Annotated in this window: 24 protein-coding genes; 17 read left to right on the top strand and 7 right to left on the bottom strand. The window is 65.6% G+C overall.

Annotated elements, in window-relative coordinates; translation table 11 throughout:
- The first annotated feature begins 21 nt into the window (after positions 1 to 21).
- From F7P65_RS09335 to F7P65_RS09290, 10 genes are read left to right on the top strand one after another with little or no spacing between them, the layout of a single operon-like run.
- Entirely contained in the window at positions 22 to 1161 is a 1140-nt protein-coding gene (locus tag F7P65_RS09335; protein ID WP_162854578.1) for an acyl-CoA dehydrogenase family protein, read from the top strand.
- On the top strand, positions 1161 to 2066 hold the full coding sequence (locus F7P65_RS09330; protein WP_150291466.1) for an SDR family NAD(P)-dependent oxidoreductase: 906 nt from the start codon (positions 1161 to 1163) through the stop codon (positions 2064 to 2066). Before F7P65_RS09335 ends, F7P65_RS09330 begins: the two co-directional genes overlap by 1 nt.
- Positions 2063 to 3463 (top strand): OB-fold domain-containing protein, encoded by a 1401-nt coding sequence (locus tag F7P65_RS09325; RefSeq protein WP_150291465.1) that lies wholly within the window; start codon positions 2063 to 2065, stop codon positions 3461 to 3463. The genes F7P65_RS09330 and F7P65_RS09325 overlap by 4 nt, the downstream gene beginning before the upstream one ends.
- On the top strand, positions 3460 to 4605 hold the full coding sequence (locus tag F7P65_RS09320; RefSeq protein ID WP_150291464.1) for an acetyl-CoA acetyltransferase: 1146 nt from the start codon (positions 3460 to 3462) through the stop codon (positions 4603 to 4605). Before F7P65_RS09325 ends, F7P65_RS09320 begins: the two co-directional genes overlap by 4 nt.
- A complete protein-coding gene (locus tag F7P65_RS09315; protein ID WP_150291463.1) occupies positions 4602 to 5390 on the top strand; it encodes an enoyl-CoA hydratase/isomerase family protein in 789 nt (262 codons plus the stop codon). The genes F7P65_RS09320 and F7P65_RS09315 overlap by 4 nt, the downstream gene beginning before the upstream one ends.
- Positions 5387 to 6115, top strand: coding sequence for an enoyl-CoA hydratase/isomerase family protein (locus F7P65_RS09310; RefSeq protein ID WP_150291462.1), 729 nt, complete (start codon positions 5387 to 5389; stop codon positions 6113 to 6115). Before F7P65_RS09315 ends, F7P65_RS09310 begins: the two co-directional genes overlap by 4 nt.
- Positions 6115 to 6546 (top strand): hotdog family protein, encoded by a 432-nt coding sequence (locus F7P65_RS09305; RefSeq protein WP_150291461.1) that lies wholly within the window; start codon positions 6115 to 6117, stop codon positions 6544 to 6546. Before F7P65_RS09310 ends, F7P65_RS09305 begins: the two co-directional genes overlap by 1 nt.
- A complete protein-coding gene (locus F7P65_RS09300; protein WP_150291460.1) occupies positions 6543 to 7697 on the top strand; it encodes a thiolase C-terminal domain-containing protein in 1155 nt (384 codons plus the stop codon). Before F7P65_RS09305 ends, F7P65_RS09300 begins: the two co-directional genes overlap by 4 nt.
- Complete coding sequence (locus tag F7P65_RS09295; protein ID WP_162854576.1) at positions 7694 to 8146, top strand: Zn-ribbon domain-containing OB-fold protein; 453 nt, start codon at positions 7694 to 7696, stop codon at positions 8144 to 8146. Before F7P65_RS09300 ends, F7P65_RS09295 begins: the two co-directional genes overlap by 4 nt.
- Entirely contained in the window at positions 8143 to 9351 is a 1209-nt protein-coding gene (locus tag F7P65_RS09290; protein WP_150291458.1) for a cytochrome P450, read from the top strand. Before F7P65_RS09295 ends, F7P65_RS09290 begins: the two co-directional genes overlap by 4 nt.
- 18 nt (positions 9352 to 9369) lie before the next feature.
- On the opposite strand, the gene F7P65_RS09285 is transcribed toward F7P65_RS09290, so the two are convergent.
- Positions 9370 to 10038, bottom strand: coding sequence for a TetR/AcrR family transcriptional regulator (locus F7P65_RS09285; RefSeq protein WP_162854575.1), 669 nt, complete (start codon positions 10036 to 10038; stop codon positions 9370 to 9372).
- Positions 10039 to 10217: 179 nt separating this feature from the next.
- On the opposite strand from F7P65_RS09285, the gene F7P65_RS09280 reads away from it, so the two are divergent.
- The 3 genes from F7P65_RS09280 (at position 10218) to F7P65_RS09270 (ending at position 15645) form a co-directional block, all read left to right on the top strand.
- Positions 10218 to 12227, top strand: coding sequence for a pyrroloquinoline quinone-dependent dehydrogenase (locus F7P65_RS09280; RefSeq protein WP_240334250.1), 2010 nt, complete (start codon positions 10218 to 10220; stop codon positions 12225 to 12227).
- 138 nt (positions 12228 to 12365) lie between these two features.
- The gene (locus F7P65_RS09275; protein WP_150291456.1) at positions 12366 to 14954 is read left to right on the top strand and encodes a TonB-dependent receptor; all 2589 of its coding nucleotides are present in this window, start codon (positions 12366 to 12368) and stop codon (positions 14952 to 14954) included.
- Between the two features lie 205 nt (positions 14955 to 15159).
- Positions 15160 to 15645: a nuclear transport factor 2 family protein gene (locus F7P65_RS09270; RefSeq protein ID WP_150291558.1), complete on the top strand. Its 486-nt coding sequence runs from the start codon at positions 15160 to 15162 to the stop codon at positions 15643 to 15645.
- Positions 15646 to 15706: 61 nt separating this feature from the next.
- Here F7P65_RS09270 and F7P65_RS09265 read toward each other — a convergent pair whose 3' ends face one another.
- Positions 15707 to 16072: a nuclear transport factor 2 family protein gene (locus F7P65_RS09265; protein ID WP_150291455.1), complete on the bottom strand. Its 366-nt coding sequence runs from the start codon at positions 16070 to 16072 to the stop codon at positions 15707 to 15709.
- Positions 16073 to 16328: 256 nt separating this feature from the next.
- On the opposite strand from F7P65_RS09265, the gene F7P65_RS09260 reads away from it, so the two are divergent.
- Positions 16329 to 17417 (top strand): hypothetical protein, encoded by a 1089-nt coding sequence (locus F7P65_RS09260; protein WP_150291454.1) that lies wholly within the window; start codon positions 16329 to 16331, stop codon positions 17415 to 17417.
- Positions 17418 to 17447: 30 nt separating this feature from the next.
- Here F7P65_RS09260 and F7P65_RS22495 read toward each other — a convergent pair whose 3' ends face one another.
- Complete coding sequence (locus tag F7P65_RS22495; RefSeq protein WP_275897555.1) at positions 17448 to 17576, bottom strand: nuclear transport factor 2 family protein; 129 nt, start codon at positions 17574 to 17576, stop codon at positions 17448 to 17450.
- A gap of 150 nt (positions 17577 to 17726) precedes the next feature.
- Positions 17727 to 18878 carry a helix-turn-helix transcriptional regulator gene (locus F7P65_RS09255; RefSeq protein ID WP_150291453.1) on the bottom strand — a complete coding sequence of 384 codons (1152 nt, stop codon included), beginning with the start codon at positions 18876 to 18878 and terminating at the stop codon, positions 17727 to 17729.
- Between the two features lie 208 nt (positions 18879 to 19086).
- Here F7P65_RS09255 and F7P65_RS09250 point away from each other — a divergent pair, with 208 nt between their 5' ends.
- From F7P65_RS09250 to F7P65_RS09240, 3 genes are all read left to right on the top strand, one after another.
- Positions 19087 to 19857: an SDR family oxidoreductase gene (locus tag F7P65_RS09250; protein WP_150291452.1), complete on the top strand. Its 771-nt coding sequence runs from the start codon at positions 19087 to 19089 to the stop codon at positions 19855 to 19857.
- Between the two features lie 17 nt (positions 19858 to 19874).
- A complete protein-coding gene (locus tag F7P65_RS09245) occupies positions 19875 to 20648 on the top strand; it encodes an SDR family NAD(P)-dependent oxidoreductase (RefSeq protein ID WP_150291451.1) in 774 nt (257 codons plus the stop codon).
- A gap of 208 nt (positions 20649 to 20856) precedes the next feature.
- On the top strand, positions 20857 to 21984 hold the full coding sequence (locus F7P65_RS09240; RefSeq protein ID WP_162854574.1) for a helix-turn-helix transcriptional regulator: 1128 nt from the start codon (positions 20857 to 20859) through the stop codon (positions 21982 to 21984).
- A 9-nt stretch (positions 21985 to 21993) separates the two neighbouring features.
- Here F7P65_RS09240 and F7P65_RS09235 read toward each other — a convergent pair whose 3' ends face one another.
- The 3 genes from F7P65_RS09235 to F7P65_RS09225 are packed head-to-tail and all read right to left on the bottom strand — an operon-like array spanning position 21994 to position 25900.
- Positions 21994 to 22215 (bottom strand): hypothetical protein, encoded by a 222-nt coding sequence (locus tag F7P65_RS09235; RefSeq protein ID WP_150291449.1) that lies wholly within the window; start codon positions 22213 to 22215, stop codon positions 21994 to 21996.
- Between the two features lie 51 nt (positions 22216 to 22266).
- On the bottom strand, positions 22267 to 23541 hold the full coding sequence (locus F7P65_RS09230) for a spinster family MFS transporter (protein ID WP_150291448.1): 1275 nt from the start codon (positions 23539 to 23541) through the stop codon (positions 22267 to 22269).
- A 22-nt stretch (positions 23542 to 23563) separates the two neighbouring features.
- On the bottom strand, positions 23564 to 25900 hold the full coding sequence (locus F7P65_RS09225; RefSeq protein ID WP_150291447.1) for a TonB-dependent receptor: 2337 nt from the start codon (positions 25898 to 25900) through the stop codon (positions 23564 to 23566).
- Between the last annotated feature and the right edge of the window lie 64 nt (positions 25901 to 25964).

Genomic DNA, 25964 nt, shown 5'->3' with positions numbered 1-25964 from the left:
TCGGGCGCAATGGAGAGGGTAATGGATCTCGATCTTACCGATGAGCAGCAGATGCTCCGCGACGCCTTGCGCACGCTGTGCGAGGCGGAAGCCACGACGCAGGTCGTGCGCGCCGCCGAGCAGGAACCCCGCGCGGCCGATGGGTTGAAGCGCGCCCTGGCCGAAATGGGTGTCCCGGGCCTCCGGATCGCGCCGGCGCAGGGCGGATCGGGGCTGGGCCTAACCGAACTGGTGGTGGCTTTCATCGAACTGGGTCGTGCCCTGGCGCCCGGCGCGCATTTCGAGAGCGGGGTGGTGTCCGCCGCGCTCCTTTCCGCCTTCGCGGACCGGGACAGCCGTGCAGCGGCCATGCTGACGGGGATTGCGGACGGCTCCACGTCGGTCGTCACCGCCTGGCAGGAGGAGGATGGCCGGATCGAGCCGAACAGCATCCAGACCACGCTGCGCCGGGACGGCGAGGGCTGGCGCGCCACCGGAACGAAGTCGTTCGTTGCCCATGCGGCAATGGCAAAGCATTTGCTGCTTCTGGCGCGACACCCCGAACAGGCCAACCGCACGGTACTCGCCATCGTCTCGCCATCGGCGGGCGGGATCGAGGCCGTGCCGTTGCCGAACCTGGCCGATGAGCCATTGTCGAACCTGCATTTCCGCGACGCGCCGGTGGAAGCCGTGCTGGGGCTGGAAGGCGGTGCGGACGCGGCCTGGGCGGCGATGTTCGATCAGGCGCTGGTCGCCATGGCGGCGTTGGCGGTCGGCGGGGCTGAAAAGGTGCTGGAGATCACCGTGAAATATGCCTCGGAGCGCGAGCAGTTCGGCAAGCCGATCGGCGGTTTTCAGGCGATTGCCCATTATCTGGCCGACGCCGCCGTTCTGGTCGAAGGGGCGCGGGCGCTCGTCTATCGCGCTGCCAGCGCGGCCGATGAGGGCAGCGATTTCCGCCATTTCGCGCAGATGGCCAAGCTGAAGGCGGGCAAGATATTCCGCGACGTGTCGGCGACCGCGATTCAGGTCCATGGCGGGCTGGGCTTCACGACCGAGGCCGATCCGCAGCTTTACTATCGCCGCGCCAAGCATCAGCAGTTGATGTACGGCGATCCGGCCTGGCTGGAGCGGCGCATCGGCGACACCGTGCTGTCCGGCACCCATTCGGTGTTCGCGTGATGGGCGGCGATCTCATCCTGGCGGGGCGGCCCGCCATCGTCACCGGCGCGGGCGGCGGCATTGGTCGTGGCCATGTCCTGAACCTCGCCGCAGCGGGCGCGCCGGTGGTCGTCAACGACATCAATGAGGAAGCGGCGACGGCGCTCGTGGCCGAGGTTGAGGCCGCGGGCGGCCGTGCCATCGTGTCCACCGACAATATTGCCTCGCGCGAGGGCGCGCAGGCACTGATCGCCCGGTGTATCGATGCGTTTGGGTCGGTCCGCATCCTCGTCAACAATGCAGGCAATCTGCGCGACCGCACGCTGCTCAAGATGACCGACGAGGATCTCGACGCGGTGCTGACCGTGCATGTCAAGGGCACCTTCTGGTGTACGCAGGCGGCGGCGCAGGCGATGGTCGATCAGGGAGTCGGCGGCGCGATCATCAACACCACGTCCGGCGGCCATTTCGGCAGCTTTGGCCAGACTGCCTATGCCGCGTCTAAGGGGGCGATTGCATCCATGACCTATACCTGGGCGCTGGAATTGGCAAAACATGGCATTCGCGTGAACGCCATCGGGCCGCTCGGCACCACCGCCATGTCGAAGACCTATCGCACCGCCGACGGGAAGCCCGGCGACGATTTCGATCCGACCGCCAATGGTCCCGCCGTCGTCTTCCTCTGTTCGGACGAAGCCGATTATGTGTCGGGCCAAATCTTCGGCACTGGCGGCGAGCGGCTGTCGCACATGGTCCAGCCGCATTATGGCAAGACGCTGGTGATGCCCGGCGGCTGGACGCTCGACGCGATCCGGCGGCATTTCCGCACCCAGATGCAGGGGCAGTTCGGCGCCTTCGGCATATTGGGCAAGCCCTATCCCTTCCATGACGGGGTGCGGGCGCCGGTGAAGGAGCCGACCCAATGAGCGGCATCGCGGCCTATGGGGTTCATCTGCCGATCCACCGGCTGCCGCTGGCGGTGCTGGCGGGCAAGAACAAGGAAGGCGGGCCGGAACGCACGGTCGCGTGGGCGGACGAGGACAGCGTCACCATGGCGGTGGAAGCCGCGCGCAAGGCGCTGGTGGGCCGGGACCGGGACGGCATTGGCCTGCTGGTCTTCGCCACCACCACCCATGCCTTTGCGGAGAAGCAGGGCGCGGCGCTGATCGCGGCTGCGCTCGGCCTGCCCGCGCAGGTGCGCACCGCCGATGTCGGCCATTCGCTGCGCGGTGGCGCTCAGGCGCTGGGCGCGGCCTTCGATGCGGTGGATGCGGGTCATGTCCGTGAGGCGCTGGTGATCGTGTCCGACTGCCGGATGGGCGCGCCCGGCTCCGATCTGGAACGGAGCGGCGGCGACGGCGCGGCGGCGTTCCTGGTCACGGCGGAGGCGCCGCTCGCCACCTTCATCGGCTCTGCGCAAGAGAGCCAGGAACTGGTGGACATATGGCGGCGCGCGGGCGACCGCTTCACCCATGGCTGGGAAGAGCGTTTCACGACCTCTTATGGCTATCTGGAACCGGCGGTCGCCGCCGCGAGGAGTCTGACCGACCGCTTCGCGGACCTTGATCCCGCTGGCTGGACATGGGCGGCGAGCGCCCCCAATGCCCGCGCCCTCGGCACCTTCGCCGGGAAGATGAAGCTGGGGGAGGGCAGGGTGCGTCCCGGCCTCTATGACAGGATCGGTTTTGCCGGGGCGGCGCAGGCGCCGCTGCTGCTCGCCGGCGCGCTCGATGAAGCGCAGCCGGGCGACCGGATCGCGATGCTTGTCCATGGCGACGGCGCGGAGGCATTGCTGTTCGAAGTGAAGAGCGCCGCGCCTGCCGCCGCGCTCCAGCCGGCGCTCGACCGGAGGATGCCGGTGCGCACGCTGGCCTCCTATCGCCGCGCGCGGGACCTTGACCTCAGCGAATATCCCGCCGTCGACGATCAGGGGATTTCCGCCACCATCCATTTTCGCGAGCGCGCCGAAAATCTACGGCTTCAGGGCCAGCGGTGCGCCTGTGGCGAACCGCAATTTCCCAAGGGACGTGTGTGCATCCGCTGCGGCGCGAAGGACGATTTCACCGACGAGGATTTCGCCGAACGGAGCGGGCAGATCGTGACCTATACGCTCGACGCCTTCTTCCCCGCGCCCGATCCGCCAACTCCGGTGGCTGTGGTGCAGGTCGACAACGGCCCGCGCATCTACATGCAACTGGCGGACATTGCGGCGTCGGAGGTCGATATCGACCTGAAAGTCCGCTTCGCATTCCGGCGCATCCATCAGGCGGGACGGCGTCCCAACTATTTCTGGAAGGCCGTCCCCGAAAGGTCCCTGTCATGAGCCTCAAGGACAAAGCCGCCATCGTCGGCGCAGGCTGTTCCAAATTCGCAGAAAACTGGACCAGCGACGCGCAGGACATGATCGTGGAGGCGGTGTACGAAGCCTATGCCGACGCGGGCATCGACGAACCGAACCGGCAGATCGACGCGATTTATTGCGGCTCGCTCTATTCGCTGGCCGGGCCGGTCGACGTGTCGGAGGCGCTCAAGCTCTACAAGCCGCTGACCTCCGTCTATAATTATTGCGCGACGGGGACGGAGACGGTGCGCGCCGCCTGCATGGCGGTGGCGGCGGGCGTCTATGACACGGTGCTGGCCGTCGGTTATGACAAGCCCAAGGATCGCGGCGTGTCCGGCCCGCCGGTCACCATGCGCGGCGTGCGCGATCTGCCCGCCACGCCCGCGGGCTGGTTCGCGCTGGCCGCCGCGCCCTATTTCAAGGCGTTCGGCGCGGGTCGCGAGCATCTGGCGCAGATCGCGGTCAAGAACCATCATAATGGCACGCTTGCGCCCAAATCCTTCCTGAAGAAGGAGATCACGGTCGAGGAGGCGCTGGGCGCGCGGATGATCTCCTGGCCGTTCGGCCTCTATGATTGCGCGGCGCAGACGGACGGCGCGGCGGCGGTGATCGTCACCCGCGCCGACCTTGCGCGGACATTCCGCCCCGATCCGATATGGGTCAAGGCGATCGTCTCGCACTGCTCGCCCAATCCGCATACTGACCCCGATCATGATTTCCTGCGCTGGAAGGCGACGGAGAGCGCGGCGGCGGACGCCTACCGCATGGCGGGCATCGACGATCCCTTCCGCCAGATCGACGTCGCGCAGCTGCATGACTGCTTCACCCTGACCGAATTGCTGAGCTACGAGGATTTGGGATTCATCCCCAAGGGCGCGGCCAAGGAGCATATCGAAAGCGGCACCTTCACCCTTGCCGGGGAACTGCCGGTCAACACCGACGGCGGGCTCAAGACCTTCGGCCATCCGACCGGGGCCAGCGGGGTGCGGATGATGGTGGAAAACACGCTCCAGTTGCGCGGGGGAGCGGGCGCGCGGCAGGTGAAGGGCGCAACGACCGCGCTCAGCCACAATATCGGCGGCTATCCCACTGGCTGCGCGATCAGCATATTGGGGGTCGAATGAGCCGGTCGTTCGAAACGCTGGACTATGCCGTGCGCGACGGCATCGCTGTCCTGACACTTGATCGGGAAGCGCGCCACAATGCGGTCAATTCGGTGATGAACCGGGAATTGCCCATGGCGTGGCAACAGGTCGAGGCGGACCCGGATGTTCGCGTCGCCATCGTCACCGGGCGGGGGACAAAGGCGTTTTGCACCGGTGCGGATCTTGGCGACCTGCCGCAGACGGATGACAGGCTGGACTCGATCCGCTGGACGGCGGCGCAGAATCGCGTCACGAAGCCGGTGATCGCCGCGATCAACGGCATGGCCATCGGCGGCGGCCTGCATTTCCCCGCCGACGCCGATATCGTGCTCGCCGCCGACCATGCCACCTTCTTTGACAGCCATGTCGCGGTGGGGCTGGTGGCGGCGCTCGAACCCATCGCCATGGCGCGGCGGATGCCGATCGGCGCGGTGCTCAAGATGGCGCTGACGGGCGGGCGCGAACGGATGACGGCGCGTGAAATGCATCGTCTGGGTTTCGTTGATGAAGTCTTGTCGGCTGATGCGCTGATGGACCGCGCTTTCGCGCTGGCGGCGATGATCGCGCAAAACTCGCCCACCGCCGTCGCCCGCACCAAGGCGGCGATCTGGGCGGCCAAGGAATTGCCCTTGCATCAGGCGCTCGACAATGGCTGGCGGCTGATCCAGGCGCAGAACGGCCACCCCGATCTGGCCGAAGGCATCGCAGCCTTCGGGGAAAAGCGCGCGCCGGTCTGGGCACCGCGCGGGCCGGAGGATCTATGATGCGCTATGGTACCGTTTTGGAGGAGCGGCGTGGCTCGGTCGCGATCCTGCGGCTGAACCGCCCGGATCGGCTGAACGCCTACACGCCGGAGATGGGTGAGGACCTTGTCGCCGGTTTCCGCGCCGCCGCTGCGGATGAGGCGGTTCGCGCGATCGTGCTGACCGGCGAAGGTCGCGCCTTTTGCGCGGGCGCGGACCATGACTGCTTTTTCCATGGGACCGGGGCGTCCGGGCTTCGCATCGGCGAGGAAGCCTTCACGCGGGATTTCGCCGTCGAACTGGCGGCCATTCCCAAGCTGACCATCGCGGCCTTCAATGGCGCTGCCGTGGGCATTGGCGTGACGATGAGCCTGTGCCTGGACCTCAGGCTGGCCGCGCCGGGCGCGAAGCTGCGGCTGAATTTCGCCGAGTTGGGCATATTGCCGGGACTTGGCTCGACCGCCCTGCTGCCCCGGTTGATCGGCCTGTCCGCCGCCAAGAAATTGCTGCTGTGCGAGCGCATGGTGACGGCGGAAACGGCGCTGGAGATGGGGCTGGTCGATGAGGTGGTGGATGCCGCCACGCTGATCGACCGTGCCGTCGCGCTGGGCGAAGCCGCCGCCGCCTGTCCCGCGCCGCTGATCGCCGCGATCAAGGCGCGGCTGGACGCCAGCGCGGGCGAGGATGTCGCCGCCGCTGTCGCCGCCGAACGGTCGGTGAGTGCGATGCTGCGAGAGAAAAACTGATGCGGGCGGTTCGCTACGACGATATGGCGGCGCTGGCCGCGATCCAGGACAGCGGCTTCGGCGACTGGGGACCTCCCCTCGTCATCGACAGGGCGATGGTCGAAGATTTCCTCCGCATCGCCGGGACAGGCCCTCTGGACGGGCCGGTGCCCGGTTTCCTGCTGGCGAGCATTCTGCCCCGGCTTTCGCCCCCCCGTGATTGGCAGGTCGAAGGCTATCGTTCGGCGGTCAATCTGGGCTGCCCCGTCATTCGCTTTCCCGATCCGGTCGCCATCGGCGCGGCGATCCGGTGCCGGTCGCGGCTGGTCGAGGCGAGGCCGCACCCGCGCGGGACCGTGATGGCCTTCGGCTTTGAGGCGCGCGCCGACCATGACGGACAGGCCTGCCTGCTCTGCACCATCGAGGTGCTTTATCTGGGGGGGGCCTCGTGAGCCTCGCGGGCAAGGTGGCGATCGTCGGCATCGGCCAGACCGCGTTCGGCAAGGGGCTTGTCCCCCCCGAGCGGGCGCTGGCCTGCGAGGCGATCATCGCCGCGCTCGACGATGCGGGCATCCCGGCGCAGGAGATTGACGCCGTCTCCAGCTACACGATGGAGGCGACGCCCGATTATGAGATCGTGCGGTCGGTCGGCCTCGGCCCGCTTCATTTCTTCTCGCAGGCGCCGCATGGCGGCGGCGCGGGGCCTGCGGCGGTCGGCCATGCCGCGCTCGCCATCGCCAGCGGGGTTGCGCGCAACGCGGTCGTCTGGCGCGCGCGCAAGCGCTCCGGCGCGGGATCGCGGGTCTGGGCGCAGACCGGGGCGGTGATCGAGGATGTATGGAAATGGTCGCGACCATCGGGCATCCTGCGCCCGGTCGATGAGGTGGCGATCACCACCCGCCGCTACTTCCACGAATATGGCGACGGATCGGAGGCGCTGGCCACCGTCGCGACCACGCTGCGCGACTATGCGCAGGCCAATCCGGCCGCGATGATGCACGGCAAGCCGATGAGCCGGGAGGCATATTTCCAGTCCCGGATGGTCGCCGATCCGTTGCGCCTGTTCGACAATTGCCTGGAAAGCGACGGCGCCTGCGCGCTGGTCCTGACGTCGGCGGAACGGGCGCGCGATCTGCCGGGACCGGCCGTGCTGATCGAGGGCTTTTCGCAAGGGCTGGTGCCCGGCACGCAGCCGATGCCCGATTTCCACCGTACCGACACTTTCACCAACAGTTCCGCCATTACCGCCGCCAATCTGTGGCGCCAGACGGACCTGACGCCCGCCGCTGTCGATGTCGCGCAATTTTACGACGCCTTTTCGCCGCTGATCCTTTTCTCTCTGGAAGCCTATGGCTTTTGCGGCCGGGGGGAGGCCCGCGATTTCATCCTGTCCCAAGGGATCGGGGCAGGGGGCGCGCTGCCCGTCAACACCGCCGGCGGCAGCCTGTCGGAAGCCTATCTGCACGGCATGAACCTGATCCTGGAAGGGGTGCGCCAGTTGCGCGGGACCGCCGCGACGCCGGTGGCCGATGCCCGCGTGGCGCTGGTGACCGGCTGCGACGCCACCCCCAATGGCGCGCTGCTGCTGAGGAGGCCGGATTGATCGCGAACATACCCCTTCCCGCGCGCGACGGCCCGTTCGAGGAGGGCTTCTGGTCCGCGCTCGACGCCGGCACGCTCGCGCACCAGCGTTGCCGGGATTGCCGGCGCTGGCATTTTCCGCCGCGCCACCGCTGTTCGGACTGTGGCGGCGCGCTCGCCTATGAGCCCGTTTCGGGCCGGGGCAGGCTCTGGTCGTTCACCGTCGTCCATGCGCCGGTATTGCCTGCGTTCGCGCCCTTCACGCCCTTCGTCGCGGCGGTGGTGGAGCTGGACGAGCAGCCCGGCCTGCGCATGGCGGGCTATCTCGTTCATCGCGCCGGCGATCCGATCAACGCCGTCGCGCCCCAATCCCTGACCATCGGAATGCCCCTGCGGGCGGTGATCCAGCCTCTTTCGGAGGATGTTCGCTGGCCGCAATGGGAACTTATATCGGAAGATGAGACAGCATGAACGACGATACGCGCCTGACCGTGGATTACGATCCCTTCTCGCACGAGGCGATGGCCGAACCGGCCGACCTCTACAAGGCGATGCGGGCGGAAGGCTGTCCCCACTGGATCGGGAAATATAATGCCTGGGCGCTGACCCGCTTCGACGACCTGCGATCCGCCAGCCTGAAAAACGCCGCGCTGGATTTCACCCACGGCCAGACGCCCGGCCAGCTTCTGCTTGGCGAGCCGGTGCCGACCACTTTCATGACGATGAACGTGCCGGACAACCGCAAATGGCGCGGTCTGCTCGACCCCTTCTACACGCCCGCGGGCGTCGAGGCGGAGCGGCCCCGGCTCGAAGCGCTGGTGCGGGATGAATTCGCCCCGCTGATCGGCCGCGACACCGTCGACATCTATCATGAATTCACCAGCCGCGTGATGTGCATCAATTCCGGCTATAATCTGGGGCTGGATCATGACGAAGCGGTCGCCTGCCGCAAATTGATCGACGACATTCTGCTGTATCGCGAACCGGGCCAGGTCGGCGCGACATCGCCGGTCAACCAGGCCGCCGCGCAGCAGCTGGGGGGGCTGCTGCACGGCCATATCGCGAAGATGCGCCGCGATCCGATGCGCGCGGGTCCGCACGGGCGGGTGCTGATGGAAGCGGAGGTGGACGGTCGCAGGCTCGACGATGGCGAACTGCTCAACTATCTGTTCAGCCTGCTCGTCGTGGGGTCGGAAACGACGCCGATGGCGGCGGCGGGGACCTTTTACTATCTGGCCCGGCATCCCGATCAGAAGGCGGCGGTGCTGGCCGATCCGTCGCTGGCCAGGGCGGCGTTTCTGGAAACCTGCCGGTTCGACCAGCCGACCAACATGCTGGCCCGCCGCGCCCGCGCCGATTTCGAACTGTCGGGCTGCCCGATCAAGGCGGGCGACAATCTGCTGTTCATCTATGCGTCCGCAAACCGCGATGAAAGCCGGTTCGAACGGGCCGATGAATATGATATTTTCCGCACCGGCCCACAGGATATTTCCTTCGGCGTCGGCGCCCATTTCTGCCTTGGTGCCTATCTGGCCACCATCATGGGCGAATTGATGGTCCAGCAGCTGATTCATCATGCCGCCGATTTCGAGCTGATCGAGGATGGCGTCGAACGCGCCTATGGCGAGCATCTGAGCGGCTTCATGACCATGAAGCTGCGCATGCGCTGGAAATAAGGGGGGAGGGCGCCGGGTTCAGGCGGCGCCCCGCCCGCGCGCCTTGGCTTCCGCCAAGGGCGGCCGCGCGGCCGGACTGCGCAGCCCGGCCAGGATGATCGTCAGCATCTGCCGGAAATCGTCGAGCATGTCCTGCTCCATCGCGTAGAAAGAGCGTTGCAGAAGCGGCGCCATGATGATCTCGTCGGCCTGATCGACATCGGTATAGGGCGGCAGTTCCCCGCGGCCGACGGCGCGGCGCAAGGCGGCCTTGGTCGGCTGGCGCCGCCTGTCGATGGTCGCGCGCAGCGCCTGGGCAAGGGCCGGATTATGCGCGGCTTCGCTCACCAGCCCCGGCAACACGCTGCCCAGCGGGGTCGACTGGAGCACGCGCTGATACTGGCCGATCAGGTCGAGAAGCTCCTCCAGCAGATCGCCGCGATCCATGACCTCCAGTTCCGGCAGCCGGTCGAAGGCGGCGATCGCCAGTTCTTCCTTCGTGGGCCAGCGCCGGTAAATGGTCGATTTGCTAACCCGCGCCCGCGCGACGATCTCCGCCACGGTCAGCCCGGCATAACCGCGCTCCCCCATTATATCGAGCGTCACGGTCAGGATCGCCTCGCCGCGTTCCTCGTCCTGGGGGCGTCCCACCCGTTTCTTTTGGGGGACCGCGTCGCCGGAGGGCGCCGTTTCGCCTTGTTTCTTCATGCCGGTGGGTTCCTCCGCAAATGATCCTACCCGATTGCCGCAGGGAAGGATGGCCGTCAACCGGACGCGCGCAGGAACCGCCATGCAAATTATCCCGTCCCCTCGTCCATTTGAAGGAGGCGGAAGCTCACGGCGGACATATGAACGGTTCGGAACATTTTCGCCCGATGGAGAAACGGATGCAGTTGAAGGAAGATCGCCCCCGCCGTGGACGGCGCCAGAGGGATGGCGGGCGGATGCAACTGCGGACAATCGGGGCGGCGCTGCTCGCCGCGCTCGCTCTCCCCCTGGCGTCCTGCGATGCGCCGCACGCGGTCGCGCCGTCCGGTCCGGCGGCGGATTGGCCGAGCTATGGCGGGCAATCGGGCGGTGGCCATTATTCCCCGGCGAACAATGTCACGCCCGCCAATGTCGCCGGGCTGGAGACGGCATGGACCTATCATATCGGCATGATCGACGCGCCGGGAATGACATCCCCGACATTCGAGGCGACGCCCATCGTCGCGGAGGGACGGATGTATGTCTGTTCGGGCGTCAACCGCATCGCCGCGCTCGATCCCGAAACCGGGCGGCAGATCTGGGTCCATGACGCCTCCGTCGACACGAAGGGCGCCTATCTGCTCAACTGCCGGGGCGTGGCCTATCACCGCGATCCGCAGGCGAAGGGGGTGTGCAGCGCCCGCATCTTCGCCGGCACGCTCGATGCCCGGCTCATCGCCCTCGACGCGGCGGACGGGAAACCGTGCCCCGGCTTCGGCAACGACGGCAGTGTCGCCCTGCGTTCGGGCCTCGGCCACGTCAACAGCGGCGATATTGGGGTGTCCTCGCCGCCGGTGATCGTCGGCGACAAGGTCGTGGTCGGCGGACGGGTCGCGGACAATATGAACGTCGACATCTCGGCGGGCGTGGTCCGCGCCTATGACGTGCATGACGGGCGGCTCGTCTGGGCATGGAACCCGATCCCGCCGGGCCGGTCCGACGCGGAAGCCGCCGCCTCCGGCAGCAGCTACATCCGTTCGACGCCGAATGTCTGGGCGCCGATGTCCGTCGATCCCAAGCGGAACCTGCTGTTCCTGCCGATGGGCAATGCCGGGCCGGATCATGTCAGCGCGGGCCGGCATGGCCTCGATTATTACTCTTCCTCGGTGGTCGCGCTCGACGCGAACAGCGGCAAGCCGCGCTGGCGGTTCCAGACCGTGCATCGCGATATCTGGGACTATGATGTGCCCTCGCAGCCGACGCTGGTCGATCTGCCGTCGCCTCAGGGCGAAATCCCCGCGCTCGTCCAGGCGACGAAGCAGGGTCATATCTTCGTCCTCAACCGCGAGACGGGCCAGCCGGTCTTCCCGGTGGAGGAGCGACCGGTACCGCAGGACGGCGCGCTGCCGGGGGAAAAGCTGTCCCCGACACAGCCCTTCCCCGTCAATCCGGCCTTCATCGTCCGCCGCGACCTTTCCGAAAACGACATGTGGGGCTTCACGCCGATCGACCGGGCCCAGTGCCGGCGCATGTTCCGGGAAGCCAATTGGAAGGGCGTGTTCACCCCCGTCTCGACCCGGGGCACCATCGCTTTCCCCAGCTTCATGGGGGCGACCAACTGGGGCGGCGTCGCCGTCGATCCCGTCTCCAAGATCATGGTGGTCAACACGACGCAGGTGCCCGCGATCCTGACGATGATCCCGCGCGCCGAAATAGCCGCGCATCGGGCACGGGGCGAAAGCGTGCTGCCCGCCACCGGCGCGCCCTATGGCAACACGATGAAGCCGATGCTCTCCTCGCTTGGCGCGCCGTGCATCAAGCCGCCATGGGGCACGCTGCTGGCGATCGACCTCAAGACCGGCAAGCGCCTGTGGGAAAAGCCGCTCGGCAGCTTGCGGGACACGGCGCCCTTCCCGCTCTGGTTCAACTGGGGCGTGCCCAGCCTGGGCGGGCCGACGATCACGGCGTCGGGCCTGGTCTTCATCGGCGCCACCACCGACAATTATCTGCGCGCGATCGACATTCGCACCGGGGAGGTGCTGTGGAAGGGTCGCCTGCCCGCCGGAGGACAGGCGACGCCGATGAGCTATCGCCTGCCGGACGGGCGGCAATATGTCGTGATCGCGGCGGGCGGCCACCGCTATCTGGGGACCAAGGCCGGTGACTCGCTCGTCGCCTATGCGCTGCCGGCGCCCAAACCGAAATCCTGAAGGGAGGCGAAGGGCCGAACCGCATACTCATTTTTCCCACGGACCATAGTCAATTTATAGGTGGTCCGTGGGCGCGATTTCCATCATGATAACAACCGCCACCCGCAGCAGCGGGGGCGCATCATAGGGGAGGTATCCATGCGAAACCTGCGCGCGATTCTGGCCTGCTCATCGGCGGCCCTTGCGTTTCTGCCCACCATTGCATCGGCTGAGAGCGCCGCCGCCCAACCGGCGCCCGCCCCGCAAGACCGATCCGCGCCGATGGCGCTAAGCGACATCATCGTCACCGCCCAGCGCCGCGAGGAGCGGGCGCAGGACGTGCCCATCGCGATCACCGCCTTTTCGGGCGAGCAGTTGGAACAGCGCAATGTGAAGCAGCCGCAGGACCTGTACGGCAGCGTGCCGTCGCTGGTCGTCGGCAACCAGGGCCAGGCCGTCCGCGACGTGCAGTCCTATTCGATCCGTGGGCAGTCCACGGGCTTCCTCGCCTCGCCCGCCGTCGCGATCTATCTGGCTGAAGTCCCGCTGCCCGCGTCGGTCAATTTCAACCTGCAGGGTTCGCCCGGCATGTTCCTGGATCTGGAGAACGTCCAGGTGCTGGAGGGGCCGCAGGGAACGCTGTTCGGCCGGAACACCACGGGCGGCGCCGTGCTGCTGGTCCCCAAAAAGCCGACGAACAAGTTCGAGGGCTATGTCGAGGGCACGGTCGGCAATTACGACCTGCGCGGCGTCGAGGGGGCGATTAACATCCCGATCATTGACGACGTGCTGATGGTCCGGGCGGCTGGCGCCTATCGCGACCGCGAGGGTTACACGCGCGATCTGGTCTGGGGCAAGTCGCGGGACGACGTCCATTATTATACGGGCCGCATCGGCGTCATGTTCAGGCCGACCGAGCGGTTTGAAAACTATCTGATGGCCTATGGCACCAATTCGAGCAACAATGGCGCCGGTCATATCCATCGCGGATGGAATTACGATCTGCTGAAGGGGGTCGGTTTCTGTTCCGACACCACGCCGGCTCCAGGGCTGGGGGTGTCGTGCGACGTCTATCGCCGTCAGACCCAGATCGCCGACCAGATCGGGCCGCGCCAGACCCGCAATGCGGTCGATGAATTTGCGAAGATCAAGAATTGGGGCATCGTCAACACGACGTCCTATGACCTCTCGGACGAGCTGACCTTGCGCAACATCGTCAGTTACCAGAAGCTCAAGGACGAATTCACGGTGGACCAGGACGGCACGCCGATCCAGCAATATGACACGTTCATCCTGAACAACCGCTTCCCCAATTTCCCGATATCGGGGCTGTCGGAATTCGGGCTGCCGCTGACACCGGGGAACGCCTATGTCAACGCCGACCCCAATTTCAACCTGCCGAACGACAATATCAAGCAGTTCACCGAGGAATTCCAGATCCAGGGCAACATGCTCGACAAACATCTGACGTTCACGGCGGGCGGTTTCTATTATAACGCCAAGCCGGACGGGCTGTGGGGGCGGCATAATCTCAACTATTGCCCCGCCTTGTTCACGGGTCTCTGCGGCCTTGGCAGCGCGTATAGCGGCGTCACGAACAAGTCCAAGGCGCTCTACGCGCAGGGTACGTTCGATTTCGGCGCGGTTGCGCCCGCGCTGGAAAATCTGCGGCTGACCGCCGGATACCGCTATACCTGGGACACGGTCAGCGGCTTTGCCTCCAGCTGGACGCCCAACAGCGATCCCACGAAGCCGGGCACGGTGGTTTGCAGTTCCGATGGGGCGACCCCGGCGGTCGCGACAGCGCTGGCCGATTGTCGTTTCGACGCGAAGCTCAAGAGCAAGGCGCCGACCTGGACCTTTGGCCTCGACTATAAGCCAATTCGCAACCTGATGTTCTACGGCAAGGTCAGTCGTGGATATAAGGCGGGCGGCCTCAATACCTATGCGGTGCATGTCGAGACCCGGACGTTCGAGCCGGAGAAGCTGACCAGCTATGAAGTCGGCTTCAAGTCCGACTGGACTCCCGGCGGTATCCCGATCCATCTGAACGCCAACTATTATTATTCCGACTACAAGAATGTGCAGCGGCCCGCCGGTGACTATAATTCGGTGACCAAGGCCCAGGGCGCGCAAGTCCTGGGCGCCACCGCGCGCATCCAGGGCTTCGAAGCGGAAGCCTCGATCCGTCCGATCAAGGCCATCGAGATTGGCGGCAACATCAGCTACACCGACGCGAAGTATAAGACCTTCGAACAGGTGGTGCTCTCCCCCGCCGGACAGATTGCCTGCAACAGCACGGTGGTGGGCGGCGTCGTCACCCGGGTACCGCAGGGGAGCGTTGCCGACTATAGCTGCAACAAGTTCCAGTTCGTGACGCCGTGGATCGTCAGTGCCCATGCCACGTTGAACATCCCGATCCCGGAAGAGGTCGGCGAATTGTCGGTGCTGGTCAATTATTCGCATGTTTCGAGCCAGAACACCTCGCCCCTCAGCCCGCCTTCCATCGGGGGCGTGCCGGTCGAGCCGGGTGTGCTGATCGAAGGCTATGGCCTGTTGAATGGGTCGATAGACTGGCGGAACGTCGGGGGCCGTGGTCTGGACGTCAGCCTGTTCGCCACCAACCTCACCAACAAGCTCTATCGTGTCAGCAATTCCGGCGTTTTCCAAACGCTGGGCATCTGGTCCGAACTATATGGCGAACCGCGCATGTATGGCCTGAGGGTCCGTTACCGCTTCGGCGGGTAGGATGCGGGGTCGGCCCATGGCGGGCTGCCAAGGGTTGAAGCGAGGCGCGCGCCTCGCTTCAATTTCTCCGCGTCCCATGCTCACCTGCGGAAATGCCGTTCTCGAAAGTCCCCATTTTCCCCTTCGGTGGCCTTCGGCTCGCTTCGCCCAGGACCGAAGCCCCAGACATCTTCATTGGGTCGCAATGAGCATGGGAGAAACGATCATGACCGCCGACGATTATTTCGCCATTCAGAATGTGCTGTTCAGCTATCCCTTTGCTCTGGATGCGGGCGATTTCGATGCGGTGGGGGAATTGCTGGGTGATGCCGTGGTGCGCAGCGGCGGCGCGATCCTGGCCGACCGTGATCCCGCCGCCGTGGCGAAGTCGTTCCGCGACTGGGTGCTGACTTACGCCGATGGCATGCCGCGCACCCGGCACATGCTGGCCAATGTGATGATCGTTCCCGAAGGCGATGGGAAGGCGCGCGTCAGTTCCTATGTCATGGTGTTCCAGCAGGTCGATGAGGGCCCGCTCCACCCGGTCATCGGCGGCGATTATCTTGACCGGCTGGAAAAGATCGACGGACGCTGGCGGATCGTTGACCGGACCATGGGCAATGATCTGGTCGGTGATCTGTCCCGGCATGGGCGCGATTTCGGCATCATCCGGCCGACGCGGGCGAACGGCGCGCGACCGCTTGCCGGATAGGATGGGCCGGTCCCGCCGCGACCGGCGCTGCCCCGCGCGGCAGGGCAGCGCCATGGCGTCCTCACCAGAAGGAGCGCAGCGAGGCGATCTTGCCGTTTTCCGACGCCTTGTAGATATTGATGGCCTTCGTCGAGTTCACGGTGCCGTCCTTCATCGTGACATGCAGCGTCACGTAAAGGGCGGCCTCATTGCCACGGGCCACCTGATAGTGAATCTCATAGTCCAGCGATTTCTGGAAACCCATGAACATGTCGTAGAAGCGGCCGATCGCTTCCTTGCCATGCTGGCCTTCGCCAGTCGGGTCCCATTCGCACGGACCCACCGGGTCCTGGACGATCGCGTCATCCTCGAACAGGGCGAGCCATCCTTCGCGATCCTGCGCCTTCACCGCGTTCAGCGATGCCAGCGGCATGTCTGCCGTATTCATTCAGTCTCTCCTTCTGTTTCGTGGGGGAGAATCGCGCGATGTTCCCCCGGTCGAACACCCCCAAATCGACTAGAGCGTCGTGCGAAAAGGTGGAACCCGGCTTTTCGCAAGCAACGATGCGACAACAAAAGCGGGCGGGCGCTCCGCATCGCGGTCGATACACGGGCTGCCGTCCTGCTCCCATTTGGGAGGCGGCGGCGCCGGTGAGGCTGCTAGGATCATGTTGCGAGATCACAAGGCACATAGGAGAGAGATGATGAGCGACGATTCGGTGATCAACGGCAAGGCCTGGCGCGATTTCTGCGGCGAGCTGGCGAATCTGGGAGACATCATCCTCTCGCCCGACAACCCTGCCGCCCCGCTCGACCGGGCGGAGGGCTATCGCTATCTGACCCGCTTGCTGCGTCTGGGGCTGGAACAGCATATCGAGGCGCGCGATCCCAGTTTCCCCTTCTTCTACCAACTGAGCCACACGACGGGGAAGATCGGCGCGGACAATCCCGACAATGTGTACTGGAACGCGAAGATCAGCGGCGAATTCGATTATCGGATTACCGTGAAGCGCGGGACCATGGCCTATCTGTCGATCGTCGCCAACGCCTTCCGCTATCATGAGGACGGCACCAACAAGGCGACCGGCGCGCTGGTCGACAGCGAAATCGAATGGGGACCGGACGGCGTGGCGGAGATCATCGCCAGCACCACGCCGCAGCCGAAGAACTGGCTGCGGCTGGAACCGGACGCCAGCATGATCATCGTGCGGCAAAGCTATCTCGACCGGACCAAGGAAAAGCCGGGCGAGTTCAAGATCGAGCGCATCGGCGGACCGGCCACGCCGGCCCCGCTCGACGCGGCGGCATTGGGCGCCGGGCTGAAGGAGACGACTGCTTTCGTGCGCGGCATCGTCAATACCTTCATCGACTGGTCGAAAATGTTCCGGGAAACGCCCAACATCTTCCCCGACATCGATCAGTCGATGTTCCAGAAAGGCGGCGGGGCCAAGGACATTTATTATGCCCATGCCTATTGGAAACTGGCGCCGGATGAGGCCTGGCTGATCGAAGTGACGCCGCCGTCATGCTATTACTGGAATTTCCAGGTCGATAATTGGTGGATGGAATCCCTCGACTATCGCTTCCTGGACGTCACGGTGAACCAGAGCACGGCGCGGCTCGAGCCGGACGGCCGCCTGATCATGGTCGTCGCGGCGGAGGATCCGGGCTTCGGCAACTGGCTCGACACCGCCGGCCATGGCGAGGGCACGGCTTTGCTGCGCTGGGCCGGGGCGACCGAGCATCCGCTGCCCGCCGCCAGGGTGGTCAAGCTGAAGGACATCAAAAGATAAGGGGAAAATGCCCGAAAGCGTGGGAGGGCGTCAGCCCTCCTGCGTGATGTTTTCCGGTCCCCAACAGGCGATCATTTCCGTGATCAGGCCCGCGTCGTCGAAGGTCATGACGGCGAGCGTCTCGACGCGATAGACCGGGCGGCTGCGGACGGTGCGCACGATAGAGGCGGCGGCCCCCGGTTTCCCGCGATCCGCACCGCGCCTTCCAGCGTCATTTCCTTGACGCCGCCCGATGCGGCGAAACCCGCTTCGAAAGAGGCCCGCAGCGATGGCGGACGGGCGCTTACCCGGTTTGGAGTAATCCGCCCCTCAATGGGCGAGCGGCGGCCCATCCGTCGTGCCGGGAGGCGTGGAGGCCCAGGCGACGAGGCCGCTCATGCCCACCCGCACCCGCTGCACCAGTTGCGATTGGCGGGTGACGCGCAGCTTGTCGAAAATCGACCGCAGATGTGCGCGCACCGTATTCTGCGCGATGCTGAGGATGGCGGCGGTCTGGCTGAGGCACAGGCCGTTCGACAGGCAGGCGGCGATCTCGCCCTCCATCGGCGTCAGTCCGAATATGTCGGCCACAGCCCTGCCCGTCAGCGCCGCCTGTCTTTGCGGGTCCGTCAGGAACAGGGCCATGGTCGGCGCCGCGCCCACGGAACGGGAAGGCAGCGGACGGATCGCGATGCCGATGTCGCGGCGGCCCGAAAGCCGCTCGACGCGCATGAATTTGAGTGCCGCGCCCGTTTCGCGCGGTTCGGCTATGGCCTTGCGGAATTTGCGGTCCGCGGCGGGGCTGGAAAAGCTGAGCCGGTTGCCCACCAGCCGGATCGTGTCCCGTTCGTCCAGCACTGTGCGGGCGATGCCGTTGCAACGGACCACACTGCCGGTCCGGTCGAGCAGGATCGTCCCGATGGAAAGCTGTTCGATCGCATTGTCGTAGATATCGTCCTCGCCATTCAGCGCCTGGAACCGTTCGTAAAGGTCCAGCGCCGTGCGCAGATGGGGCACGAAATGGCCCAGCCAGTCATGTTCGTCCGGGGTGAAATCGGCCCGGTCGTCCGACCGGCAGATCCGTACCCGCATCTGGAAACCGCTGCGGGCCATGAGGTCGATGCCCAGAATGTCGCCGATTCCGTAATGCGCGACATAGTCCCGATAGAAGCGGCTGGCGCGATAGACCTGTTTGCCGACGAAGCGGGTGGAGGAAATCACCTGGCCTTCGGGCAGGCCGATGAACGGATCGCAGGGGAAAAATTCCCCGGCCATGTCGATGGCGGCCGGTCCGACATCGGGGGTCACGATCATGCCGGGCTTTTGCGCGGCGGTCGGCGTCAGAATGGCCGTGGCGAAGGCAGCATCGAAATGCAGGCGGACGGATGTCAGAAACTCGGCCCAGGGATCGGGACCCGACAGGCCGGAATAGAGTTTGAGCAACGGGACCGAAATCCCGTCGACGGCATTCGCGCTGTCCAAGGCAGACCTCTCCCAATCTATTTTCCCTCATTTTTACCGTCGCATGGAACGACCCGCCACGTCCATTTGGACTAAGCAGTGTCAGGGGTCGGCAGCGCAAGGGATGGGCCTAGTCAAATTGAGGGAAGTGGCGGCGCCCGCCCTTCATTAGCCCCAGGTCCAAGGCGCGCTCCGTCGGGGCGTGCGGCAGCATCGAAGGAGAGAAGGCATGATCCTGAAGGACAAGGTGGTCATCATTACCGGTGCGGGACCGGGCATGGGGCAGGCGCTTTGCCGGGGCGCGGCGGCCGAAGGCGCGAAGGTGGCGATCTCCGCCCGCTCGGTCGAAGCGATCAACGCGATCCGCGATGACATTGTCGCGGCCGGGGGCGAGGCGATTGCCGTGCCCACCGATGTCGGCGACATGGCGCAGTGCCGTCGGCTGGCCGAAGAGACGCTCAAGGCGTTCGGCCGCATCGACGGTCTGGTGCATTCGGCCTATTATCACCCGGACTGGTCCGTGCTCGAATCCGCCCAGATCGACCAGATCAGCCGCGCGCTGGACGTGATCGCGGTCGGCGGGCTGCGGATGGCGCAGGCCGTGATCCCGACGATGCGCAATCAGAAATCGGGATCGATCGTCAACATCTCGACGCTGGCGACGCGTAAGCCCAATCCGGGCGAAGGTGGCTATGCCATGGGAAAATCGGCGCTGTCCCAGCTGTCGCGCCAGCTCGCCGTCGAACTGGGCGGGACGGGCATTCGCGTCAACACGGCGCTGATGGGCTGGATGGACGGCGTGCCGCTCGACAATTTCTTTGCCAGCCTGCCCGATGGCGGCAAGGCGCTGCGCGCGGAGACGGCGGCGCGCATTCCCGTCGGGCATATCCCGCCGGACAAGGATTGCGCCAAGGCGGTCTATTTCCTGCTGTCCGACTATGCCAGCGAGGTCAACGGCGTCGCGCTCGACGTGAATGGCGGCGACTGGGTCGCGCCCTGATCGGCTGGAGAGAGGGAATGACCGAAGGACGTTTCCCCGAGGGCTGCGTCCTGCTGTTCGGCGGCAGCGGCGGGATCGGCGCCGCCGTGGCGAAATGCTTCGCCGCGGCGGGGAGCGATGTCGCCGTCACCTGTTACAGCAAGCCCGATGCGGCGGCGCGCGTGGCGGAGGAGATCGGCGCGCTGGGCCGCAAGGCCACCACCCATCGCGTCGACGTCCGCGATTCGGGCGAGGTCGAGGCGGTCATCGACCAGGCCGTCGCCGCGCATGGCCGGGTGCACAGCATCGTCTGGGGCGCGGGGCCGCTGGTCGATCAGCGGATGCTGGCCGACACCACGCATGACCAGTGGCAGCGCGCCATCGATGTCGAGGTGCATGGCTTTTTCAACGTGGTGAAGGCGGCGCTGCCCCATTTCCGGGCGATGGGCGGCGGGTCCTTCGTCACGCTCGGTTCGGCGGGGCATGATCGCTGGCCCGACAAGGACGGCCTGTCGGTCGCGCCCAAGGCGGCGAATGAAGCGCTGGTGCGCGGCATCGCGCGCGAGGAGGGCCAGTATAATATCCGCGCGAACAGCGTGCTTGTCGGGGTCATCGAGGCGGGCATGTTCCTGGAGCTCACCCGGCAGGGCGCGTTTCCGCCGGCCTGGGTGGACGAGGTGCGCCAGCAGTTGGCGCTGAAACGCTGGGGACGGCCGGAGGAAATCGGCCATGCGGCGGTGTTCCTGGCATCGCGTGAGGCCGCCTATGTCACGGGGCAGAAGATCAGCGTATCCGGCGGCTTTGGCATCTGACACCATCGCGCTCGGTCTTCGACCGATTCCCAGTGGGTTTCGCTCAGGCGCCGCGCGGGCTTTACCAAGGTATGAAATCCTCATGGGGCGTGTCCGGCAGCCTGCACGAGTTTCGATTGCGGCGCAGATCGGACTGGAATCAGGGGGAGGGATGGCGCTACAAGCCGGCAACTGTTTTTGCAGGAACGGGTCCGCCGGAGACGTTGAGTTGGGTATCCCTTTAGATCCGGTGGAAAGCTTTTCGACGCTTGTCCTCAGCCTGAACGCCTCGCTGGTGGATGAGGACCCCTGGCGCCCCTTCCTGCTGGAACTGAGCGCGCAGGTGGACGCCAAGCACGGCACCCTCGTCCTCGTCCCGTCCGATGCGGGGGGACGGGGTACGGTGATCACGCCCACCTCGACGCCGCAGGAAATTCAGGAATATATCGACCGCTATCTGCTGATCGATCCGTTCGTCCACCTGCCCGAGGGGCAGGTCGTCGCGCTTTACGAATATATCGGGCAGGCGGCGCTGGAAAATGTGCCGGATTACAAACAATGGTTCGGCGGCATTGACGCATCCCATATATTGGGGGTCGACCTGCGGCTTGCCAGCGGGTTCGAGGCGCGGTTGCGCCTGTCGCGCGCGCCCGGCGGCACAGCCTTTACCCAGCCGGAGCGGCGCTGGGTCGAAAAAATCCTGCCGCATCTGCGCCAGGCGCTCGAAATTTATCAGCGGCTGGAATTGTCCCGGTCCGAGCGGGCGGTGATGATCGACGCGGTGGAGCAGTTCGCGGTGGGCACGGTGCTGCTCGATTCCGCTTTCGGGGTGCTCAAGATCAACGAGGTCGCGGCGTCGATCCTGGCGGAGGCGGATGGGTTGGCGTTGACGGACGGCCGGATCCTTCTGCCGGATGCCGATGCCGACCGGCAGTTCCGCGCGGTGCTGGCCGAGGTGCGCGGCGCGCCTGCCGGATCGCGCAAGCTCTTCGCGGTCGAGCGGCCGTCCGGACGGGGCGACGTCATGGTCATCGCGCAGCCCGTTCCGACGCCCGGTTTCATGCATGCCGGGGCGGTGCCCGCGGTCGCCCTGCTGATCACCGATCCGGCACGCAAGCGGCGGATCGACGGGCCGACGCTGTGCCGTCAGTTCGCGCTGACGCCGACCGAAGGCGCGATTGCGGCCGCGCTGGCGAACGGCGCTTCGGTGGGGGAGGCCGCGCAGGAACTGGGGATCGCCGACAATACCGTCCGCGCGCATCTGCGCTCGATCTTCTCCAAGCTGGGCGTCAATCGGCAATTGCAATTGGTGCACCTCATCCACACCAGCTTTCCCGAGACGCTGACGGCAGGATGAGCGGCGCCGTCAACCGCCGTCCGCTTCGGCCGTGTTGGCGACATGGGACTGATCGGCGCCCGTCCTGGCCGTGGTGAAGAAGCCGGTCGCGAGCAATAAGGCAAAGACGATCACGATCAGAACGAGGCTGATGCCCAGCACATAGCGCGTGACATGGGTGGAGGCGCCGCTGCGCACTTCTTCCCGCGATAAATGGGTGACGACTTTACCGTCTTCCTGTTCCCTGTGCATGAACCTCTCCTTTCGCAAGGAGAGAACAAGCGCCCCACCGGGCTGGTTCCGTCAGGCGGGCGAACGGCGCCCGTCGATCCAGTCCTTGCGGAGCGCTTTGCCCGCCAGCGCCATGAACAGCCCGGCGAGCAGATAGAAGCCCAAGGCGGCGGCGATGGCGTAGCGCAGCGCTTCATTGCCGAACTGCGGCGTTAGGGCATCGGACAGCGCGCCGACGCTCCAGCTGCCCAGCCCCAGCCCCACCAGATTGTTGATGAGCAGGAAGGTCGCCGAAGCGGTGGCGCGCATATGGGCGGGGACGAGGTGCTGGACGGCGGTGAGGACCGGGCCGAGCCAGACATAGACCAGCGCCTGCGGGATCAGGAACAGGCCGAAGGCGAGGGGGACGCTGTTCGACAGCACGCCGATGACGAACAGCGGCATGCCGACGATATAGCTGATGGCGGGGACCCAGGCATAGGCGGCCTTGTCGCGGCTGCCGAGGCGGTCGCCCAGCCAGCCGCCCAGCAGCACCCCCGCCACGCCGCCGATCAGCAGCAGCGCGCCCAGGAACTGGCCCGCGCCGATCAGGTCGAGGTGGAAGCTGCGCATCAACAGGCTGGGCAGCCAGAAGGCGACGCCATAGCCGCAGAGCGACGAACAGGCCGCGCCCAGAGCGAGCAGCCAGAAGCTGCGCTTGGCGGCCAAGATGCCGAAGACGGCGGACACCGGAATGGCATCGCCCTGCGCCGCCGGACGGGCGGGTTCGCGCACCGTGAGGCGGAAGAGCGGGGCGATCAGCAGGCCCGCCAGCCCGACGGCGATGAAGGCCGTCCGCCATTCGACCGTTTGCGCGATATAGCCGCCCAGCAGGACGCCGCCCGCCGACCCCAGCGGAATGCCGAGCGAATAGATGGACAGGGCGCGGGCCCGCTGCTCCTGCGGGAAATAGTCCGAGATGACGGCATAGGAGGGGGCGACGCCGCCGGCCTCCCCGACGCCGACGCCGATGCGGAAAAGGAACATCTGGGCGAAGCTGCCCGCCATGCCGCATAATGCGGTGAAGCCGCTCCAGATCGTAAGGCTGACGGTGATGACCCAGGTGCGGCTGGTGCGGTCGGCCAGCAGGGCGAGTGGAATCGCCAGCGTCGAATAGAGCAGCGCGAAGGCGATGCCGCCCAGCGCGCCGAGCTGCGTGTCGCTCAGGCCCAGTTCCGCCTTGATCGATCCGGCGAGGATGCCCAGAATCTGCCGGTCGAGGAAGTTGAAGGTGTAAACCAGCAGCAGCATGGCGAGGACGAGCGCGCGATAGCCGCTGCCTGCCGCTTCGCGCGCCTGTCCCGTCATGCTGCCCTGTTTCCTTTAAAGTTTAGAAGCGGAAGCCCGCGGTGATCGTCCATGTGCGCGGGTCGCCATAATAGACGGTCTGGATATTGCCCACGCTGGAAAATTCCTGCCCGTCGGTCTTGTACAGTTCCTTGAAGGCGTTCTTCACCGCGCCGCGCAGATAATATTTGCCGTCGGCCAAATCGGCCTGAACATAGGCGTTGGCGATGGTGTAGCCATTTTCATAGAGGCCGGGGCGGTTGTCCACCGACAGCCACTGCTTGTCGACGAAGCGCATGTCTCCGCCGAAGGTCAGCGACGCGCTGCCCAGCGGGATAGTGTAGTCCGCCGCCAGACGCATCGTCATCGGCGGGGCGAACGGCGGCTTGCAGACGATCGCGCCGCCGGTCGGGTTGCAGGAGAAGGCCGGGGCGCGGCGGCCGTCGTTGAATTCCTTGTACTCCGCATTGAGATAACCGACCGACGCGGCAAGGTTCAGGTTGCGCATGGGTTTGACCGACGCCTCGAACTCGACGCCCCAGATGCGCAGCTTGCCGGCGTTGATGACCGGGAAGGAGCCGCTGGTCAGGCCGCTATTGTCGCCGCCGACGCGGGCCTGGAAATCCTTGTAGTCGGAATAGAAGGCGGCCGCCGACAGATTGACCCTGCCATTGAGGAAGCTACCCTTGGCGCCCGCCTCATAGCTCCAGACCGTTTCCGGCTTGAAATAGGGAACGATGGTGGGCACGCCGTCGATGACCTGCGTGACGTCGCTCTGGCCGTTGACCCGGCCGTTGAAGCCGCCCGACTTGAAGCCGCGCGAAGCCGATGCGTAGAGCAGGGTGTCGCGGGTCGGCTTGTAGGACAGGGTCGCCATCGGCGTCCATGCGTCGAAATCGACATGGTCGAGATCGTTATAGGGTGCGGGCAGGCTGCCGGGGAACAGATAGGGCGCCGACTGCGCACCCCCCAATACGGTATAGGTGGAGCGGTTATACCGCTTGCGCTCCTTGGTGTAGCGCAGGCCCGCCGTGATCGAGAGCTTGTCCGTCAGATTATAGGTCATCTGGCCGAAGGCGGCGTAGCTTTTCACATTCTGGTGATCGTCGATATAGCGGGTGAAGGTCAGCGGCAGGACAAGGCCCGGCACCACCTGAAGCTGGAGATAATTGTCGTCGTAGGATTCCTGATGCGAGCTGATCGTCTCGTTCAGATAATAAAGGCCGAACACGCCCGACAGCGGACCGCTGTCATATTTGAGCTGCAATTCCTGGCTGAACTGCTTCTGGTGCACGCCGACAAAGGCGTCCGCGACTTCCAGTTCGGTGGCGTCGAAATCGATATAATAATCGGGACGCAGCTTGCGGTAGCCGGTGATGGAGGTCAGCGTCACCGCGTCGTTCAGTTCGACATTGGCGGTGAAGGACAGACCCCAATGGTCGAGCCGCTGGCCCTGACCCGGCGCGAGGCTGGTCGATGCCTTGTAATCATATTTGCCATAGGGATAGGCCGGTTTCACCACCGGAACGCCGATCACCTGGAAGCTGGAATTGTAGAGCACATTGGTCAGCGGCGCGGTGGCATAGCCCAGCGTCGCCTCCGTCCGCTGGCGGGTGTAGTCGCCCGACAGGATCAATTCGACGCGCTCGCTGGGGGTGGCGCGCAGGATGGCGCGGCCGGCCTGGGTGTTGCGGTCATTATATTTGCGGCCGGTCAGCGGATCGGTGACGGTGCCGTCGCGCTTGTCATAGACGCCCGCGATGCTGAGGGCGAGCTTGTCCTGCACCAGCGGCGCGGAGACATAGCCGTTCGCCAGCCAGGTGTCGTAGCTGCCATAGGTCAGGCTGCCCATCGCCTTGAAATCGGTGGTGCTGGGCTTGCGGCTGACGATGTTGACCGCGCCGCCAATGGTGTTCTTGCCATAGAGCGTGCCCTGCGGGCCGCGCAGCACTTCCACCCGCTCCACGTCGAACAGGTTCACCAGCGCGCCCTGGATGCGGCTGAAATAGACGCCGTCGACATAGGTGCCGACCGCCGGGTCGAAGGTCTGGAGCGCGTCGGGCTGGCCGATGCCGCGAATGAAGAAGTTGGAGTTGGAGGTGGAGCCGCGTCCCTGCACCAGATTGACGTTGGGCACCGCGCCCTGAATGCCCGACATGTCGTTCGCCTGAAGCTTGGCGATGGCGTCGGCGGAGATGGCGGTCACGGACACCGGCACGTCGAGGATATTTTCCTCCCGCCGGCGGGCGGTGACGATGATCACGTCGCTGGCGCTGTCGGCGGCGGCCGCTTCATTCTGCGCGGCGGCGGGAAGCGCGACGGCGCCACCCCATGCAGCGGAGGCGAGCGCGACGATACGCAGGGAATGACGAGCCTTCATGGACGGTTCCTCTCCTGAAATGACGCCCGGTAAACCGGGTCGTGAAGCTGTTCGTCCGATTCGA

The sequence above is a fragment of the Sphingobium estronivorans genome (assembly GCF_008692605.1).
Taxonomy (GTDB): Bacteria; Pseudomonadota; Alphaproteobacteria; order Sphingomonadales; family Sphingomonadaceae; genus Sphingobium; species Sphingobium estronivorans.
This window is presented reverse-complemented; position numbering and strand designations above follow the sequence as displayed.

Excerpts from the sequence above, each read along its gene's own strand:
- F7P65_RS09275 (WP_150291456.1), top strand. The coding sequence starts at position 12,366 with ATGCGAAACCTGCGCGCGATTCTGGCCTGCTCATCGGCGGCCCTTGCG.
- F7P65_RS09270 (WP_150291558.1), top strand. The coding sequence starts at position 15,160 with ATGACCGCCGACGATTATTTCGCCATTCAGAATGTGCTGTTCAGCTAT.
- F7P65_RS09310 (WP_150291462.1), top strand. The coding sequence starts at position 5,387 with ATGATGCGCTATGGTACCGTTTTGGAGGAGCGGCGTGGCTCGGTCGCG.
- F7P65_RS09225 (WP_150291447.1), bottom strand. The coding sequence starts at position 25,900 with ATGAAGGCTCGTCATTCCCTGCGTATCGTCGCGCTCGCCTCCGCTGCA.
- F7P65_RS09280 (WP_240334250.1), top strand. The coding sequence starts at position 10,218 with ATGCAGTTGAAGGAAGATCGCCCCCGCCGTGGACGGCGCCAGAGGGAT.
- F7P65_RS09315 (WP_150291463.1), top strand. The coding sequence starts at position 4,602 with ATGAGCCGGTCGTTCGAAACGCTGGACTATGCCGTGCGCGACGGCATC.
- F7P65_RS09250 (WP_150291452.1), top strand. The coding sequence starts at position 19,087 with ATGATCCTGAAGGACAAGGTGGTCATCATTACCGGTGCGGGACCGGGC.
- F7P65_RS09245 (WP_150291451.1), top strand. The coding sequence starts at position 19,875 with ATGACCGAAGGACGTTTCCCCGAGGGCTGCGTCCTGCTGTTCGGCGGC.
- F7P65_RS09325 (WP_150291465.1), top strand. The coding sequence starts at position 2,063 with ATGAGCGGCATCGCGGCCTATGGGGTTCATCTGCCGATCCACCGGCTG.
- F7P65_RS09335 (WP_162854578.1), top strand. The coding sequence starts at position 22 with ATGGATCTCGATCTTACCGATGAGCAGCAGATGCTCCGCGACGCCTTG.
- F7P65_RS09235 (WP_150291449.1), bottom strand. The coding sequence starts at position 22,215 with ATGCACAGGGAACAGGAAGACGGTAAAGTCGTCACCCATTTATCGCGG.
- F7P65_RS09305 (WP_150291461.1), top strand. The coding sequence starts at position 6,115 with ATGCGGGCGGTTCGCTACGACGATATGGCGGCGCTGGCCGCGATCCAG.
- F7P65_RS09260 (WP_150291454.1), top strand. The coding sequence starts at position 16,329 with ATGAGCGACGATTCGGTGATCAACGGCAAGGCCTGGCGCGATTTCTGC.
- F7P65_RS09285 (WP_162854575.1), bottom strand. The coding sequence starts at position 10,038 with ATGAAGAAACAAGGCGAAACGGCGCCCTCCGGCGACGCGGTCCCCCAA.
- F7P65_RS09265 (WP_150291455.1), bottom strand. The coding sequence starts at position 16,072 with ATGAATACGGCAGACATGCCGCTGGCATCGCTGAACGCGGTGAAGGCG.
- F7P65_RS09330 (WP_150291466.1), top strand. The coding sequence starts at position 1,161 with ATGGGCGGCGATCTCATCCTGGCGGGGCGGCCCGCCATCGTCACCGGC.
- F7P65_RS09320 (WP_150291464.1), top strand. The coding sequence starts at position 3,460 with ATGAGCCTCAAGGACAAAGCCGCCATCGTCGGCGCAGGCTGTTCCAAA.
- F7P65_RS09230 (WP_150291448.1), bottom strand. The coding sequence starts at position 23,541 with ATGACGGGACAGGCGCGCGAAGCGGCAGGCAGCGGCTATCGCGCGCTC.
- F7P65_RS09290 (WP_150291458.1), top strand. The coding sequence starts at position 8,143 with ATGAACGACGATACGCGCCTGACCGTGGATTACGATCCCTTCTCGCAC.